General features: G+C 64.7%; 18 protein-coding genes and 1 pseudogene. 4 read left to right on the plus strand and 15 right to left on the minus strand.

Annotated elements, in window-relative coordinates:
* The first annotated feature begins 48 nt into the window (after positions 1 to 48).
* The 3 genes from SVA_RS14435 to SVA_RS14445 are packed head-to-tail and all read left to right on the plus strand — an operon-like array spanning position 49 to position 2,140.
* The gene (locus tag SVA_RS14435; protein ID WP_096461885.1) at positions 49 to 1,215 is read left to right on the plus strand and encodes a cytochrome b/b6 domain-containing protein; all 1,167 of its coding nucleotides are present in this window, start codon (positions 49 to 51) and stop codon (positions 1,213 to 1,215) included.
* Entirely contained in the window at positions 1,212 to 1,607 is a 396-nt protein-coding gene (locus SVA_RS14440; protein WP_096461886.1) for a DUF1924 domain-containing protein, read from the plus strand. The genes SVA_RS14435 and SVA_RS14440 overlap by 4 nt, the downstream gene beginning before the upstream one ends.
* Positions 1,608 to 1,618: 11 nt before the next feature.
* Positions 1,619 to 2,140 carry a diheme cytochrome c gene (locus SVA_RS14445; protein ID WP_096461887.1) on the plus strand — a complete coding sequence of 174 codons (522 nt, stop codon included), beginning with the start codon at positions 1,619 to 1,621 and terminating at the stop codon, positions 2,138 to 2,140.
* A 36-nt stretch (positions 2,141 to 2,176) separates the two neighbouring features.
* Here the strand turns inward: SVA_RS14445 and SVA_RS14450 are convergent, their stop codons facing one another.
* The 12 genes from SVA_RS14450 to SVA_RS14480 form a co-directional block, all read right to left on the minus strand.
* Positions 2,177 to 2,512 (minus strand): hypothetical protein, encoded by a 336-nt coding sequence (locus SVA_RS14450; RefSeq protein WP_148665490.1) that lies wholly within the window; start codon positions 2,510 to 2,512, stop codon positions 2,177 to 2,179.
* A complete protein-coding gene (locus tag SVA_RS14455; protein ID WP_096461889.1) occupies positions 2,505 to 2,921 on the minus strand; it encodes a VOC family protein in 417 nt (138 codons plus the stop codon). Before SVA_RS14455 ends, SVA_RS14450 begins: the two co-directional genes overlap by 8 nt.
* A 132-nt stretch (positions 2,922 to 3,053) precedes the next feature.
* Entirely contained in the window at positions 3,054 to 3,395 is a 342-nt protein-coding gene (locus SVA_RS14460) for a hypothetical protein (RefSeq protein ID WP_096461890.1), read from the minus strand.
* A 27-nt stretch (positions 3,396 to 3,422) separates the two neighbouring features.
* A complete protein-coding gene (locus tag SVA_RS14465) occupies positions 3,423 to 3,920 on the minus strand; it encodes a YcxB family protein (RefSeq protein WP_096461891.1) in 498 nt (165 codons plus the stop codon).
* A 455-nt stretch (positions 3,921 to 4,375) separates the two neighbouring features.
* Positions 4,376 to 4,726 (minus strand): VOC family protein, encoded by a 351-nt coding sequence (locus tag SVA_RS14470; protein WP_096461892.1) that lies wholly within the window; start codon positions 4,724 to 4,726, stop codon positions 4,376 to 4,378.
* A gap of 192 nt (positions 4,727 to 4,918) precedes the next feature.
* Positions 4,919 to 5,215: a hypothetical protein gene (locus SVA_RS19525; RefSeq protein ID WP_148665491.1), complete on the minus strand. Its 297-nt coding sequence runs from the start codon at positions 5,213 to 5,215 to the stop codon at positions 4,919 to 4,921.
* A gap of 204 nt (positions 5,216 to 5,419) precedes the next feature.
* Positions 5,420 to 5,728, minus strand: a complete 309-nt coding sequence (locus tag SVA_RS19530; protein ID WP_148665492.1) for a hypothetical protein — start codon at positions 5,726 to 5,728, stop codon at positions 5,420 to 5,422.
* Positions 5,729 to 5,866: 138 nt separating this feature from the next.
* Entirely contained in the window at positions 5,867 to 6,076 is a 210-nt protein-coding gene (locus tag SVA_RS19835; protein ID WP_169924119.1) for a hypothetical protein, read from the minus strand.
* A 140-nt stretch (positions 6,077 to 6,216) separates the two neighbouring features.
* Complete coding sequence (locus SVA_RS19535; RefSeq protein WP_148665493.1) at positions 6,217 to 6,615, minus strand: hypothetical protein; 399 nt, start codon at positions 6,613 to 6,615, stop codon at positions 6,217 to 6,219.
* 12 nt (positions 6,616 to 6,627) lie between these two features.
* Positions 6,628 to 7,035: a hypothetical protein gene (locus tag SVA_RS19540; protein ID WP_148665494.1), complete on the minus strand. Its 408-nt coding sequence runs from the start codon at positions 7,033 to 7,035 to the stop codon at positions 6,628 to 6,630.
* Between the two features lie 468 nt (positions 7,036 to 7,503).
* Positions 7,504 to 7,935, minus strand: a complete 432-nt coding sequence (locus SVA_RS19545; protein WP_148665495.1) for a carboxypeptidase-like regulatory domain-containing protein — start codon at positions 7,933 to 7,935, stop codon at positions 7,504 to 7,506.
* Positions 7,936 to 8,031: 96 nt separating this feature from the next.
* A complete protein-coding gene (locus tag SVA_RS14480; RefSeq protein ID WP_096461894.1) occupies positions 8,032 to 8,352 on the minus strand; it encodes a YbbC/YhhH family protein in 321 nt (106 codons plus the stop codon).
* A 231-nt stretch (positions 8,353 to 8,583) separates the two neighbouring features.
* Between SVA_RS14480 and SVA_RS14485 the strand changes: the two are divergent.
* Positions 8,584 to 9,572: pseudogene (locus SVA_RS14485) on the plus strand (integron integrase).
* Positions 9,573 to 9,606: 34 nt separating this feature from the next.
* On the opposite strand, the gene purL reads toward SVA_RS14485, so the two are convergent.
* The 3 genes from purL to dapA all read right to left on the minus strand — a co-directional run bounded on the left by purL (position 9,607) and on the right by dapA (position 15,753).
* Positions 9,607 to 13,587 (minus strand): phosphoribosylformylglycinamidine synthase, encoded by a 3,981-nt coding sequence (gene purL, locus SVA_RS14490; RefSeq protein ID WP_096461895.1) that lies wholly within the window; start codon positions 13,585 to 13,587, stop codon positions 9,607 to 9,609.
* Positions 13,588 to 13,708: 121 nt separating this feature from the next.
* Entirely contained in the window at positions 13,709 to 14,869 is a 1,161-nt protein-coding gene (gene bamC / locus SVA_RS14495) for an outer membrane protein assembly factor BamC (protein ID WP_096461896.1), read from the minus strand.
* A 5-nt stretch (positions 14,870 to 14,874) separates the two neighbouring features.
* The gene (gene dapA / locus SVA_RS14500) at positions 14,875 to 15,753 is read right to left on the minus strand and encodes a 4-hydroxy-tetrahydrodipicolinate synthase (protein ID WP_096461897.1); all 879 of its coding nucleotides are present in this window, start codon (positions 15,751 to 15,753) and stop codon (positions 14,875 to 14,877) included.
* Positions 15,754 to 15,891 lie beyond the last annotated feature (138 nt).

Consider the following 15,891-nt stretch of genomic DNA (forward strand, 5'->3'; position numbering starts at 1 on the left):
GCTTGCCCGGTTATCGTCCGCTCCCGGACACACCGGCAGGCAGGGGAGATGACATCCGCGCGGACGGACGACGCAGTGCTCGTATGGGACGTGCCCACGCGCATGTTCCACTGGCTCTTCGCGATCGCGTTCGCCGCCGCGTGGTTCACGCGCGATTCGTCGAGGTGGCTCGACGTGCACGTCTTCGCCGGTTACGCGTTCGCGGGGTTGCTCGTCTTCCGGCTGCTCTGGGGGATCGTGGGCGGCCGGTACGCGCGCTTTCGCGCGTTCGCCTGGCCGTTCCGCGAGGCGCGGGCGTACCTGATCGACATCCTGCGCGGGCGCGCGCGCCGGCATCTCGGCCACAACCCGGCCGGGAGCTGGGCGATCTACGGGCTGCTTTTGCTCGGTCTGGGGGTCGCCGCGACGGGCATCGGGACGTTGGGCGGCGAGGAACGCCACGGACCGCTGGCCGGCCTTCTCGACTTTCGCGCGGGCGACCTGCTGCACGGGGCGCACGAGGTCGCCGCTGTCGCGATGCTCGTTCTGGTGTTCATGCATCTCGCCGGTGTGCTCGTGGAGAGCGCGGTCCATCGCGAGAACCTCGTCGCGGCCATGCTGAACGGACGCAAACGGGGCACTGCCCCGCCGGCCCGGGCCTACCGCCCCATCGGCATCGCGGTCGCAGCTGCCGTTCTCCTCGGCGGTACCGTCTCGTTCTCCGGCTACCTGTGGGCGACTCCCGAGCGACCGTATCTGCCCTTCACGGGACCGTCGCTTCCCGACGATGCCGTGTGGCGCTCGGAATGCGGCGCCTGCCATCTCGCCTACCATCCGGTCCTGCTCCCGGCCCGCTCGTGGGAGCGACTGATGGCCGGGCAGGCCGATCACTTCGGCGACGACCTGGCGCTCGATCCCGAGACCGCCGCCGGGATCGCAGCCTTCCTGCGCGCCTACGCCGCCGAAAGCGCGCTCACCGAGGCGGCCTGGAAGATCGGCCGCACGACTCCGGCGACACAGGCGCCGCTGCGCATCACCGACACGCGCTACTGGCGCAGGCGGCATCGCGATATCCCCGACGCGGCGTTCGAGACGGCTCCCGTGAACGGACGCCACGACTGCGCCGCATGCCATCTCGACGCCGAGCAAGGCACCTTCGAGGACGGCGCCATGCGCTTGCCGGCGCTCCGCGCTAGTTCACCCGGGAACCAACCCCAAAAGGAGTCAACACCATGAGACGAACGGCGATGCTTGTCCTCACCGGACTCGTTCTGACGTCGTCCGCGTACGCGGCGACGTTGGACGAACGTCTGGCCGACTACCGGCGCCAGGGCGCGACGAATTTCAGCGCCCAGGCCGGCGAAGCGCTCTGGAACAAGGAGTTCACCGACGCGCGCAGCGGCGAGAAACGATCCTGCGCGACCTGCCACCACGCGAACCTCGCCGAGCCCGGAAAGCACGCCGAGACCGGCAAGCTCATCAAACCGATGAAACCCGCCGCGAATCCCGAACGCCTCACCGACGCCAGGAAGATCGAGAAGTGGTTCCTGCGCAACTGCAAATGGACCTACGGGCGCGAATGCACCGCCCAGGAGAAAGGCGACTTCCTGACGTTCATCAACCGGTGAGGAGAGCTTTGATGAGAGTCCTGAGAATGTTCGTGCTCGCCGCCGCAGCGGCCGCGGTGCCGGCTGCTGTCGCGGACAGCGACCGCGGCCCGGACGTATCGCCGGTCACCAACACGCTCTACCGGCAGGAATGCGCGAGCTGCCACATGGCGTACCCGCCCGGCCTGCTGCCGGCGCGATCCTGGGAGAAGCTCATGGCCAGCCTCGCCGATCACTTCGGCGACAACGCCGAGCTCGCGCCCGAGGACCGGAAGGCGATCACCGTATTCCTCACCGGTCACGCCGCCGATCGCGCCCGCGAGAAACGCGCCCGAAAGATCGTCGCCTCGCTCCGGCCCGGCGACATTCCGCTGCGCATCAGCGAAACGCGCTACATCGCGTCCAAGCACCGCGAGCTTCCCGCGCGGCTGGTCGCCGGCAATCCCGAGGTCAGGAGCCTCGCCCAGTGCAACGCCTGCCACACGCGGGCCGAGCGCGGATCCTACAGCGAGTCGGAGATCGACATTCCGGGCTACGGGCGGTGGGAGGACTGACGGCTCGAGCGGGCGGCGCCGGCCGCCGGCCCGAGGTCAGCGCCGCAATGCGAGGAGGAAGCTTCCGATCGCGAGCGCCAGCCACCAGAACAGGAACGAGCCGAACGCGAACAGTGCGACGGCGGCGGTCGGGCCACCGTCCGGAGCGACGGCGGAAGCGATACCGCTCGGTACCAGCGACCCGATGACGGGCGCCATGAGTCGCCCGGGAGACAGCAGTATGAAGTCGCCGACACCGGGCGGAAGGAACACGGCGGCTCCCATGAGCGCCGCCGACAGGGCGAGACCGGCGACGAGCGACAGCCGAAGCCGCCTCCCGGGCGACTCGGACCCCCGCCTCATTCCACCCGAAAGATGGCGCAGGTCAGGCACGCTTCTCCCCGCCGGAGGACTCGCTGGGCCTGCGCGCGTAGCTGACCGTCAGGACCTCCCACACATGGCCGTCCGGCTCGCTCCAGTAAACGATCGAACCGCCGTGATCCGCATTGACCTTGAAGTCGACCGGTCCGTGCGGCGCGCTGCGGTACGACAGCCCGGCCGCCGCGATGCGCCCGAGAATCGCTTCGAACTCGGCCTGGTCCACCCGGAAACAGAAATGAAGCGTGGAGAACGGCTCGCTCGTCTCGTCGAAGTCGAGGGTCAGCCCGTCGTTCACGTACACCGGCGAGAAAGGGCCCGCGCCGGATTCCGCCCAAGGGACGCCGAGCAGCTCCGCCAACAGCCTGGTCGACGCCCTCCTGTTCCGTGACGGCACCAGCAAGTGGTCCAGGTGTACCGCCATACGGCCTCCCGATGGCGAATGAAACGCAGTGGATGATTGAGCTGTCGATCCGGACCCGGGGTACCGAGGGTGCGGGCACGGGCCGGGCCGGCTCGGGCCCTGATCGTATCACTCGTTCCCGCCGGATCCGGCTCAGGCCTCGGCCGCGTCGGAAACGAGTATCGAGCCGTTTCTCGCGACGTCCAGCGTCCTGCCCTTCAGTTCGTGAAGCAGATGCGACTGCGGTATGGCTACGACGACCCCGTCCGCGATGAACAGCAGCCGCTTCCCGGCTCGCTGGAGCTCGCCCCGGACAAGCTCGACGTGCTCGGGCCGATAGGCGCCGTAATCCCAGCGCTCCGCCGAGTACGGCAAACGGCGTCCCTTCATAAGAACCAGCGTCGGCTCGTAGTCGGTGATCGACGCCAGAAAATTCTCGAGCCGCGCCCGAAGTTCGGGCGCGAATCGGAGATCCAGTGTGGGGTGCGTGGCCATCTAGCGATTGAGCTCAACACGCCGGCGTTAGCCGGCCGCCTGAAGCGATCCGTCGTATACCTTTTGCCTGATAAAGGAAACGGCTCCGTCGTCGAGAATACTCTTCGGCAGGTAATAGTAGATGCCCTTCTGCGGCCAGATCAGCAAACCTTTCGGCGTTTCCACGAGTCTCTCGATTCCGGCCCAGGCGATCACGCTGTTGCCGAACCTCCCTGCTGTCCGTACCCCGTCGTCGTCGAAAGTCAGCGTGACCTCCGAACCCGCATGCTTGCTCCCGAGCTGTTTCCTCAGCCAGAAAAACTTCTTGATTCGCGAGCTGAACACTTCGATGACGCCGAGCAGCACCAGCATCCACGGCAGAAAGAGCTCGCCGCCCGAATACACCCAAAGGGCGAGGCCCCCGACAATGAATGCCGTGCCGATCGCGAGCTCGACCCGTTTCCACTTGCTTCCGTACCGGACCGCCTGGTCGAAGCTTTCGGAGAGATACGATCGGTCCAGGTGGTATTTAGCCGTGTGGGTCATTGCGATTAGCGCTCACGCTTGCCGCCCGCGACCGCGGTGACGGGCTGGAAACGCGTCACGAGGGGAAGGAGCCGGCGCGCTGGCCGTGTAACCCCAGGACCTCTTCCGCCTCTGGCTCGCCGGCACTACCCGCGATGCCGTGTCCCCGCCGGACCCGTGCATGGATCGGATCCCTATGTCCCCTGACCGGTTTGATGCCCTTTAGGGCCAGTATAGTCAGCGCAGGAACCCCGCTGCCAAGGGCCGTCGTTGCTTCCTGTGCTCGGCTATTGGTCCAGACCGGCGGGGGCGGTACCTTCGATGGTGCCTACGATTCAGCGGACGGCGCGGAGCCCGCGTCGGTGCCGGTGCCGGGAAACGGTTTTCGTCGCAATGAGGCGGGGTCGCGGGTCGGAAGCGCTGCTTTTTCAGGAGAGGTTCAGCGTCGGCTGCGGCGCCTTGGAGGGTGCATTCGTTCACTCATGCTGCAGGATGTTGATGAGCTTTCCGAAAGGGTCGCGAACATAGAATCTCCGTACGCCCCAGGGCTCGCTTACGGGCCCGTACTCAATGGGCACGTTCGCCTCCTTGAACCGTGCTAATGCGGCCTGGATATCATCGACCTCGATGGATAGATCGGGCACGGGAGTCCCCGAGCCGCCCTCGGACCCGAAACTCACCTGAACCGTCATCTTTGCATCCGAGCCGTACGTTTGAAACCAACCGTGATCCATGAGCAGCTCGAGGCCCAGTATGTCCCCGTAAAACGCTTTCGCCCTGTCGAGGTCCGGTGTCGCCGTGTTGGACATGATCCGTTTGACTTTCATATCTCAACCTGACTTTTCATAGCGTACGGCAACGGCCCGCGTAAGCAGCGCCATCTTTTGGTGTCAGCTCTCGGAAGTCAAAAGTCATTCGACACACCAGGTTCATTCTTCAGATAACCGAAGCCCACCCATTCGTGCCCGCGCGCGTTCACCAACATATCCGTTACTTGGATCAGTGGCCCCTTAACCTGTTCACCACGGGCGCAACTCCACAGGGCGAGGCAAGGTGCGTGGAGCATCACCAGCCAGACCATAGACTTCGAGCCCGCTCAGCAAACCTTCACTTGAGTAGATGAAGACCCCGGCCTGGTTTTCGCCTTCTCCCACCAGGAAATCGCCCAAGATACGGACTCCAGGCGGTGCTTCCGGATGTCCCTTGATTTGAAAATGGATACTCGCGCAGCCGCATGGACATTTCCAGGATGTCACCTCCGCCAGTTCAAGCTGACTCAAATACTGCTTTGCTTCGGCGGTGCCGTTCTCGAGCATCCAATGCGCCAGCTGCCGCTCTCCGTCTGTGAGAGGCCGGTTGCGGTTTTGACTCATATTGAAAGTCCAACGCTGATTTAGCCGCGGGACGCGACAGATCAGGAGACGTCGCACCGTATCACCGCGTCCGGGGGAAGACAAAGTCGCCAGCACTGAGCGCTTTCCAACTGGTCGAGAAAAAGCGTGCTTTTAGGAGGCATCATATCAATCACCGACAAAGCGCACGTATGTATGTACTCGGTCGACGGCTGACGCGACGAGCGAAACAGCTGCTTCTCCGTGCGCCTTCGCATCGGCATCGCTGCATGATCGAACGGCGGCCTTCAGTTCGATGAGTAACAGAGGCATCTGAATTTGATTGAAATAGGTGTCCCCGTATCGGTCGATGAATCGCAGACAGAAAGAGTCAGTGTTGTCCTGTGGAGGCAGTAGACGGGGAAGGAGTGACTTCGGATCCAGCAGTTCCCGAATGAGGCCGCCCCTCTCGTCTTCAACCCTGATATCGATGCCCATCTTGCCTCTGACTCTGCCTTAAGCGGCGGCCCCGGTTCGCTCAAACACAACCCGCTGACTGCGTGATGGGCGTCCTCTGGATTACGCTCCTTAGTCGCTTTGTGCTCGTCATCTTCTTGCCAGAGCTAACGCGACGGCTCAGGCGCGCACAAAAGCGCCGCGCCCGCTGCTAAGCCCACCCCCTGCGTCTCTGCCAGCATAGAACGCGACCTCCTGCTCCTTGTCACCCGCATCATGTACCTGAAAGAAGATGATCGGGCATACTCCACAGCCGCAGCGGCCGACGACCTCAAGAGCGCTCAACTGTGGCTCAAATGCAGGCGCTTCTCTCTCAATGATCTTCGTCACTACCGCTCTCTCCTCAGGCGAAAGCGGACGCCGAGTTATCGGCATAAAGAATGGAAACGCGGGCTCATTATGTTTCATATGTCTAACGTGCGGCTGAGCGGCGCGCGCCGCTGTTGCGCGCGTCCGCTTCGAGCTGCGAGTTAGAGGCTTTTGTTCTTGAACTTCCGGTAGACGTCCCCAAGTAAACCACCAAATCCCCCAAGAATGACACCCAATATGATCCAGTAGTAATAGTCCTCAACCAAGGTGCTATAAAAACTCTGATTACCTCCAAAGATGGACTGCGCAACGGCAACCACGGCTATCGAAAGCGCGCCAAACACTGCCCCGTTAACTGCTCCTCTCGATTTCGCGATCATGGCGCAGACATATCCTGACAGTACCCAGGTGAGGAAAGCGAGCGGATTCAACCACCGGAGCGCGCTATGAGGATCTGCCACCAAACGGACTGTGACGTTGGCTAAGAATGTTCCTCCAATGTACAGCACGGCAAATACGGCGAGGCCGAGCAGGATTCCTCTGGGATGAATAGCGCCCACTCTCTGAAGCCTCTAACGAGTGAATTCAGCGTCCGCTGGAGCGTTTGGTTGGGCGCCGGGATTCGTTCGACACACTCCTGAGTTCACCAGCTCCTGAGTTTTTGCAGCCAGTTCTGCTTGATGTGATACAAAATACTCGTGGCTCCATACCATGGAGATATTTTTTATAACGCAGTCGCAAACCGATAGAAACGGCTCAAGGGCCACAGAGATCTTTTGGTGGAAATCTGGTGGTAACTGCTCTCGCGTGATTTTATGACGAGCCAAATAGCCTGCTTCTGCGTTAGCCAGAATGCTGACCTTACAGCCCGAAACCGCGGCGGTTTTCTCTTGAGGAGGCCAAGGTGGGGCCTGCTCGGCACCGAGACAAGGCAGCGAAATTGTCAGTACTACCGCGATAGCAAAACGCAACTTTGTCATATGGTTCTTACGCCCAACGCCGCGTTGAGCCGCGCGGGGCACGGACACAACAGGAAACGGTGCGCCGTCTCACCGCGTCGGCCTCGAACGCGAAGTTATGCGAGATACCAGAGTTCTCACCAGCTTCGGATAAAAACCAGTGGCCGCAAGACAGAGCCAACACCAAGCCATAACCGAAAGTACCGCAATCTGTAGTACGGCACCCGGCCAGCCAAACGTAAGCGGCAAACCCGAATACCAGCCGTACGCCAGGACATAGACAGTCCAGACAGCGGCGATTGCGGCAAAGAACATTGCGATGCGGTACTGCCCTTTCATGGCGGTGGTGATGCCCGCACCGCTCGGAAGGTTGCCGTTGCTGCCCATTCCTGTTGTCTCTCTATCGCGCATAACGCCGTTTTAACCGGCGCGGGCCACGGTACCCCAAGGAAACGTCCGCCGTATCACCGCGTCCGGTTGAAAACATCGTTAGATGCCCTTCGGCTTGAGTGAAACGTCTAGTTGTCGTTTTACGTCGGTACACATGCCATCGGCTCCTCCAGCGGTTGCTTCATCGGTCCGCTCCATCTTCATTTCATAGTTTGGATGCACAAACAATAGGAACCCGCCACAACTGCCGTCCGCTGGGCCCGCAATGAGCACGAACCACGAAGCTTTTTCTTTGGCAACCACCCGATAACCGCCCGCTGCATCCGTTTTCGTCTCGCCAGGAATCGGACGTTCGGAATGCAGATTGCCACTAACACTCACCACAACAGCCTCGATAGGCTTTCCAGTTTCAGCATCCGTCACAGTGCCAAAGTACAGTGGCGATAGTTGGCGTTCGTGCGGAATCGGTAACGCGATGCAAGCGCTCAGCATGAGCCATGCGATTCCAGTACTGAGTAGCTTTGGGCTCATGGCATCTAACGACTTTTTGAGCCGCGCAGACCCGGAACAAAACCGCGAAGCGCCTGCGACGTTTCACTGCGTCGGCTCGAAAAAATTGTTATGTGTCTACTTGCCATGGCTGACGCGCAAGATCTTTCCATCTTTTTTTGAGATTTCGGCTATCGGTACTCCGCCAACCATTTCCGTTGGAAGAGTGCCTTCCACCACCCAAATATCCCCAGCCAGACGTGCCTTAAAAGGTTTCTTCTTGAAAATCCCATCGCCGTAGATCGGCAACCATACTGCCTCGGCGATCTTTATTGCCGTTTCAGCATTTGGCACCAAGCCGTCTTTGGGGCTCACATTGTGTTTCGTTTCACCCGCGATAGAGACTGCAACAAGAGCCATCGTGCACAATAGCGGCAGAACGAAGCGAAAAGTTTTCATGGTCTAGGACACATAACTAGATATAGGCCGCCTAAATGCGGCAAAACATTGCGTACGGGCGGGTAGCATTTGGGTGGCTCCTTTCATCTATTCAACGGTTTGAGTCCGTTTCGTTCGGCCAAGTGGGAACAGGATAGGCTGCGCGCCCGATTCTTGTGGGTCGCTCTTCTCCTAAAGAGTTAAATCCATATACTTAGGGCGGTCAACGTCAAAGGAACCAGGGAGGGAGTCATGGAGCCGCCGTCTTCAGGCAAGCCGCGCCTGCTCGATCAGGTTCGCAACGTCATTCGTCTCAAGCATTACAGCATCCGCACGGAACAGAGCTATCTCGGCTGGATATGCCGGTACATTTTCATAACAAGCGCCATCCGCGCGAGATGGGTGCGGAGCAGGTCACTTCCTTTCTGACCCACCTTGCCGTTCAAGGACGCGTTTCCGCCTCGACCCAGAACCAGGCTCTTAACGCCCTGCTCTTTCTTTACCGCGAGGTACTGGACATCGAGCTGCCCTGGATGAACGACATCGAGCGCGCGAAAAAGCCGGCGCGATTACCGGTCGTGCTCACGCGCGCCGAGGTGCGGGCACTGCTGGCGCGGTTGGAGGGCACGCACTGGCTGATGGGCAGCCTCATCTACGGCAGCGGGCTGCGTCTGATGGAGTGTCTGCGGTTGCGCGTGAAGGATCTCGATTTCGGGTACCAGCAACTGCTGATTCGCGATGCCAAGGGGCAAAAGGACCGTGTGACCGTCATCCCCGAGAGCCTGGTCGAGCCGTTGCGCACGCAGCTAACGCGCGTCCAGGCGTTGCACGAGCAGGACCTGAAGGAGGGATCCGGAAGGGTCTACCTGCCCCACGCGCTGGACAAGAAGTACCCGAACGCCGATCGCGAATGGGGCTGGCAGTACGTGTTTCCGTCCGCGAAACGCTCGATCGATCCGGGCAGCGGCGTGGAGCGGCGACACCACGTGTCCGAGGAATCGTTTCAGCGGGCGGTGAAACGCGCGGTTCGCGCGGCCGGCATTCTCAAACCGGCGAGCGTGCACACCTTGCGCCACTCCTTCGCGACGCACCTGCTCGAAGACGGCTACGACATCCGCACGGTGCAGGAGCTGCTCGGCCACAGCGACGTCAGCACCACCATGATCTACACGCACGTGCTGCAGAAAGGCGGCCGGGCGGCCCGCAGCCCGCTCGACCGCCTGGCGCTGCCCGCCGGCTAGCGTACGCGCGCCTGGCTGCTCGAAACTTTGACCGCTACCCCACCCACACCCGCGCGTTGCGGAACATGCGGAGCCACGGGCTGTCCTCGCCCCAGTCGTCGGGGTGCCACGAATGGGTCACCGTGCGGAACACGCGCTCGGGGTGCGGCATGACGATGGTGAAGCGGCCGTCGGGGGTGGTGAGGCCGGTGATGCCGAGGGGCGAGCCGTTGGGGTTATAGGGATAGCTCTGCGCAACGTTGCCGTAGTGGTCGACGAAGCAGAGGGTGACGAGCTTGTCGAGCACGACCTGCTGGACGTGCTCGGGCGCACGGAACTCGGCGCGGCCCTCGCCGTGCGAGACGACGATGGGAATCATCGAGCCCTGCATCCCGGCGAAGAGGATCGAGGGATTCTGCGGCACCTGCACGCGCACGAAGCGCGCCTCGAACTGCTCGGAATGGTTGCGCACGAAATGCGGCCAGAGCCCGGTGCCGGGGATCAGCTCGCGCAGGTTCGACATCATCTGGCAGCCGTTGCACACGCCGAGAGCGAAGGTGTCGCTGCGCTGGAAGAAGGCGCTGAATTCGTCGCGCGCGCGGGCGTTGAAGAGGATCGACTTGGCCCAGCCCTCGCCAGCCCCGAGCACGTCGCCGTAGGAGAAGCCGCCGCACGCGGCGAAGCCCTTGTAGTCCGCCAGCGACGCGCGGCCGTCGATGACGTCGCTCATCGTCACGTCCACCGCCTCGAAGCCGACGCGGTCGAAGGCCGCCGCCATCTCCATCTGACCGTTCACCCCCTGCTCGCGCAGGATCGCGATCTTCGGGCGCGCGCCCTTCCCGATGTACGGCGCGGCGATCTTCTCGTTCGGATCGAAGGTGAGGATCGCGGAGAGCCCCGGGTCCCTGGAGTCGAGCAGCCGGTCGTACTCCTCCTGAGCGCATTGCGGGTTATCGCGCAGACGCTGCATGTGGAAGCTCGTCTCGAACCACGCGCGGTGCAGGTTCGCGCGCGAGTCGTAGAAGAGCTCGCTTCCGTTGTGGCGGAAGCTGACGATGTCGTCGTCGGTGAGGGTGCCGATCACGTGCACCTGGCGCAGCAGCCCGGCCTTCTTGAAGGCGCCGAGGATCCCGTCGCGCCGGGAGCGCGGCACCTGGATCACGCCGCCGAGCTCCTCGTTGAAGAGCGCGGCGATCGGGTCGCGCCCGAGCGGCGTGAGGTCGATGCTGACGCCCGTGTGGCCGGCGAAGGCCATCTCGCAGATCGTGGCGAACAAACCGCCGTCGGAGCGGTCGTGGTAGGCGAGCGCGAACTCGAGCTCGTTCAGCGCCTGGATGACGTGGAAGAAGAGCCGCAGCGTCCGGGGGTCGTCGACGTCGGGCGCCTCGTTGCCGATCTGCTTGTAGACCTGCGCGAGCGCCGAGCCGCCGAGGCGGTTCTTGCCCTTGCCGAGATCGACGAGGATGAGGTCGGTCTCGCCCGCGTCGGTGCGCAGCTGCGGCGTGAGCGTCTTGCGCGCGTCGAGCACCGGCGCGAAGGCCGAGACGATGAGCGAGAGCGGCGCCGTCACCTCGCGGCGCTCGGCCCCCTCCTGCCACACGGTCTTCATCGACATCGAGTCCTTGCCGACCGGGATCGAGATCCCGAGCGCCGGACAGAGCTCGAGCGCGACGGCGCGCACGGTGTCGTACAGCACGGCGTCCTCGCCCGGGTGGCCGGCCGGCGCCATCCAGTTGGCCGAGAGCTTCACGTCGGGCAGCGCGCGGATGCGGGCCGCGGCGAGGTTGGTCAGCGCCTCGCCGATCGCCATGCCCCCGCTCGCCGGGCCGTCGATCAGCGCGATCGGCGTGCGCTCGCCCACGGCCATCGCCTCGCCGGTATACCCCTCGTAGCCCGAGACGGTGACGGCGACGTCGGAGACCGGTACCTGCCACGGGCCGATCATCTGGTCGCGTGACGTCATGCCGCCGACGGACCGGTCGCCGATGGTGATGAGGAAGGTCTTGTCCGCGACCGCCGGCAGGCGCAGCACCCGGTAGGCCGCCTCCTTGAGGTCGATGCCCTTCGTGCTGAACGCGGGGAGCTTGCGCTTCACGCGCTTGACGTCGCGCCGCATCCGCGGGGGCTTGCCGAGGATCACGCCGAGGTCGATGTCGATCGGCCTCGCGCGGCGTTCGGCCTCGGCGGGTGAAGCGGCGGGCGCGTCGTCGAAGTGGCGATCCGTCAGCAGCAGGTGCTCCTCCGCCGTCGCCTCCCCGATCACCGCATACGGGCAGCGCTCGCGCTCGCACGTCCGCTTGAAGTCCTCGAGGCGGTCGGCCTCGACCGCGAGCACGTAACGCTCCTGCGCTTCGTTGCACCAGACCTCCATCGGCGACATGCCCGGCTGGTCGTTCGGGATGGCGCGCAGCTCGAAGCGCCCCCCGCGTCCGCTGCCGTGCACGATCTCGGGGACCGCGTTCGATAGCCCGCCGGCGCCGACGTCGTGGATCGAGAGAACGGGGTTGGCGTCGCCGAGCGCCCAGCACTGGTCGATGACCTCCTGGCAGCGGCGCTGCATCTCGGCGTTGCCGCGCTGCACCGAGGCGAAGTCGAGGTCTTCCTGGCTCGTGCCGGTCGCCATGCTCGAGGCGGCGCCGCCGCCGAGGCCGATCAGCATCGCGGGACCGCCGATCACGACGATCTTCGCGCCCGCCGGGATCTCGCGCTTCTCGATGTGCTGCGCGCGGATGTTGCCGAGCCCGCCGGCGAGCATGATGGGCTTGTGGTAGCCGCGGATCTCGCCCGCGACCGTCTCTTCGAAGGTACGGAAGTAGCCGGCGAGGTTGGGGCGGCCGAACTCGTTGTTGAACGACGCGCCGCCGATCGGGCCTTCGAGCATGATCGAGAGCGCCGAGGCGATGCGTCCCGGCTTGCCGTGATCGGCCTCCCAGGGGCGCTCGGCGCCCGGAATGCGCAGGTTCGAGACGGAGAACCCGGTGAGCCCCGCCTTCGGCTTGCCGCCGCGGCCGGTCGCGCCCTCGTCGCGGATCTCGCCGCCCGAGCCGGTCGCCGCGCCGGGAAAGGGCGAGATCGCGGTCGGGTGGTTGTGGGTCTCGACCTTCATGAGGATCGGCGTGTCTTCCTCGACGTAGCCGTAGGTCCGGCTCGCCGGATCCGGAAAGAAGCGCGCGCTCTTCGCGCCCTCGATCACCGAGGCGTTGTCCTTGTAGGCGACGAGCGTGCCCTTCGGGCTCCGCGCGTGCGTCTCGCGGATCATCTCGAAAAGCGAGTGCTCCTGGGCCTTCCCGTTGATCACCCACTCGGCGTTGAAGATCTTGTGCCGGCAGTGCTCGGAGTTCGCCTGCGCGAACATCATGAGCTCGACGTCGGTCGGGTTGCGGCCGAGGCGCCGGAAGCTCTCGACCAGGTAGTCGATCTCGTCGGCGGCGAGGGCGAGGCCGAGCTCCTTGTCCGCGCTCTCGAGCGCCGCGCGCCCGCCGCCGAGGACATCCACGATCCGCAGCGGCGCCGGCTCGGACGCTTCGAACAGCGCCGCGGCCTGCGGGTAACCGGTGAGCACCGACTCCGTCATGCGGTCGTGCAGCAGCGGGAGGACGGCGCGCCGCTCCTCGTCGGTCAGCGGCTCGTCGCCCCGCTTCGCGAGGTGCCAGGCGATGCCGCGCTCGATCCGCCGGATCTTCCCGAGGCCGCAGTGACGCGCGATGTCGGTCGCCTTGCTCGACCATGGCGAGATCGTGCCGAGCCGCGGGACGACGAGGACCAGCTCGCCCTCGAGCGTGACGTCGACGGCTTCCGACTGCGGGCCGTAACGCAGGAGGCGGTCCAGCACCGCGGTCTCACCGTCGTTGAGCGCCTCGTTCAGCGCGACGAAGTGCCAGTAGCGCGCCTCGAGACCGGCGAGCTTGGGCGCGACATCGAGCAACGCGGCGATCAGGCGCTCGCGGCGAAAGGCCGAGATCGCCCGGCTGCCGGGGAGACTGAGGAGCGTCGCGTGCGGCGCGCGGTTCGGGAAGGTCGCGGAATCGGTCTTCATGCGTCGTGGCCGGCGTCGGCGGTCCCGCCTGCGGGCAGGCGGCGATGGCTTGGACTCCCGAAGATAGCCGAAGTCCCGGGGAGGCGCGCGGGCGCGCGAGCGGTCGGGGGCGTATTCAGCGTCAGCTCAGCTGCTCGTAGAGCAGGTTCAGGATCCGCTCTCCGGTCTTGGACTTCTCCGGCGCGCCGTCCTTGCCGAGCACCTCGACCTGGGTCCCGTCGTCCGAAGGCTTCAGGTGCACCTGGTACTGGTTGCGCTCGGCCGGTTCGTCGTCGCTGAACATGCGCGAGAAGAAACCCTTCTTCTTCGTCTGCTGCTCCGGGTCGATGTAGCGCACGTAGTAGATCCCGTTCGAGCGGTCGCGGTCCTCGACCGTGAAGCCGATGCGATCGAGCGAGAGCCCGACCCGCCGCCAGGCGCGATCGAGGCTGTCGGCGAGCGAGAGCACCGGCGCTCCCTCGCCGTTGCGGATGAGGCGTGTGGTCGAGCTCGCCGGCGTCGCCTCCGAGGCCGAAGCGGGCTTCGGTTGCGGCGTCGACGCCACCCGCGTGGCCGCCTGCTCGCCGCCCAGATGCGCCGCCAGGCGCTGCAGCATCTCCGCCTCGAGCTCGGGGTCCGTCGCCCGGGGGCGCCAGTAGGAGCCGGTGGGCCCCGTGTCCGACTGGTTCTCGATCACGACCTCTTCCATGCCCTGGTGCGAAAGGTAGATCTCGGTCGTTCCCGGCTGCACGCCGCGCTCGAGGCGCAGGCGGTACTTGTCCCGCAGCCCGGTCGAGTACAGACCCCCCAGGTACTTGGAGATGAGACGCTGCGTGCCGGTCCCGACGTTCGCGCGGTTCTCGGCCCACTCGGTCTCGATCACGCCGGCCGCCGGACTTTCTTCGGCCACGAGCAGGCCGTTGGCGAGCACGAACTCGCGCACCCGGTTCCACAGGCCCTGCGGATCGGCGCGCACCACGAGGTAGCGGATCTGTCCGTCGCGGGCCAGACGGATGTCGGGGAACTGGGGCAGCACCGCCGTCTGGCCGGCCGAGGCCTGCTGCGTCCCCCGGTCGCCGACGTAGTCGGAATAGGTTGCGCTTCCCGATCGCCCGGCGGTCTGGCCGGGGACCTCGCGCTCGGGCAGCGTCGAGAGATCCGGCGGCACCTCGAGCGGCGGCAGCACGCGTGTCGTGCGGTAATCGATCTTCCGCCGCTCCTCGATGGTCGAGCAGGCGGTGACGGAGACGGCGAGCAGCGCGCAAAGCGCGAGCGTCAAACGGACGGGCAGGCGTGTCGGCATGTCGTTCAGGACAGGGCGCCGGCGGCCCGCAGGGCCGCGCGGATCGTCTCGTGATGTCTTTCGGAGAGCGGCGTCAGCGGAAGCCGGATGCCGCCCTGGATCATTCCCATTTCCTTCAGCGCCCATTTCACCGGAATCGGGTTGGCCTCCAGGAAGAGATTCTTGTGCAGCGCCATGAGGCGGTCGTTGATCGCGCGCGCCTGCTTCTCGTCGCCGCCGCGCGCCGCCTTGCACATCTCGTGCATGAGCTTCGGCGCCACGTTGGCGGTCACGGAGATGTCGCCCTTCCCGCCGAGCAGCATGCACTCGAGCGCGGTCGCGTCGTCGCCGGAGTACAGGTCGAGCCGGTCCCCGCAGCGCTTCAGGATTTCGCGCGCGCGGTCGAGGTTCCCGGTCGCCTCCTTGATGCCCACGATGTTCGGCACCGCCGACAGGCGCTCGACGGTCTCGGGGAGCATGTCGCAGGCCGTGCGTCCGGGCACATTATAAAGGATCTGGGGGATGGGCACGGCCTCGGCGATGGCCTTGTGGTGGCGGTAGAGCCCTTCCTGCGTGGGCTTGTTGTAGTACGGCGTGACGAGCAGGCAGGCGTTGGCCCCGGCCTTCTCGGCGCAGCGTGTCAGCTCGATCGCCTCCGTGGTCGAGTTCGCCCCGGTCCCGGCGATCACGGGCACGCGCCCGCGCGCGTACTCCACGGTGCGGCGGATCACCTCGCAATGCTCGTCCATGTCGAGCGTCGGCGACTCGCCGGTGGTGCCCACGGCCACGATGGCGTCCGTGCCGCTCTCGACGTGCCACTCGACGAGCCGGCGCAGCGCGTCGAGGTCGAGCGCGCCGTCCTCACGCATCGGCGTGACGAGGGCGACCATGCTGCCGTGGAACATAAGGTCTTGACCGAAGGGTGAAAACGCGGAAAACCGCATGGTACTTGCGGCCACCACCCATGACAAGCGAGCCGGCGCCGCCGGCTTTATAGCCGAATCAAACCTTTCTAATAGTTTTCGGAGGCGCCCTTGCTAAGC

The sequence above is a fragment of the Sulfurifustis variabilis genome, from assembly GCF_002355415.1.
Taxonomy (GTDB): domain Bacteria; phylum Pseudomonadota; class Gammaproteobacteria; order Acidiferrobacterales; family Sulfurifustaceae; genus Sulfurifustis; species Sulfurifustis variabilis.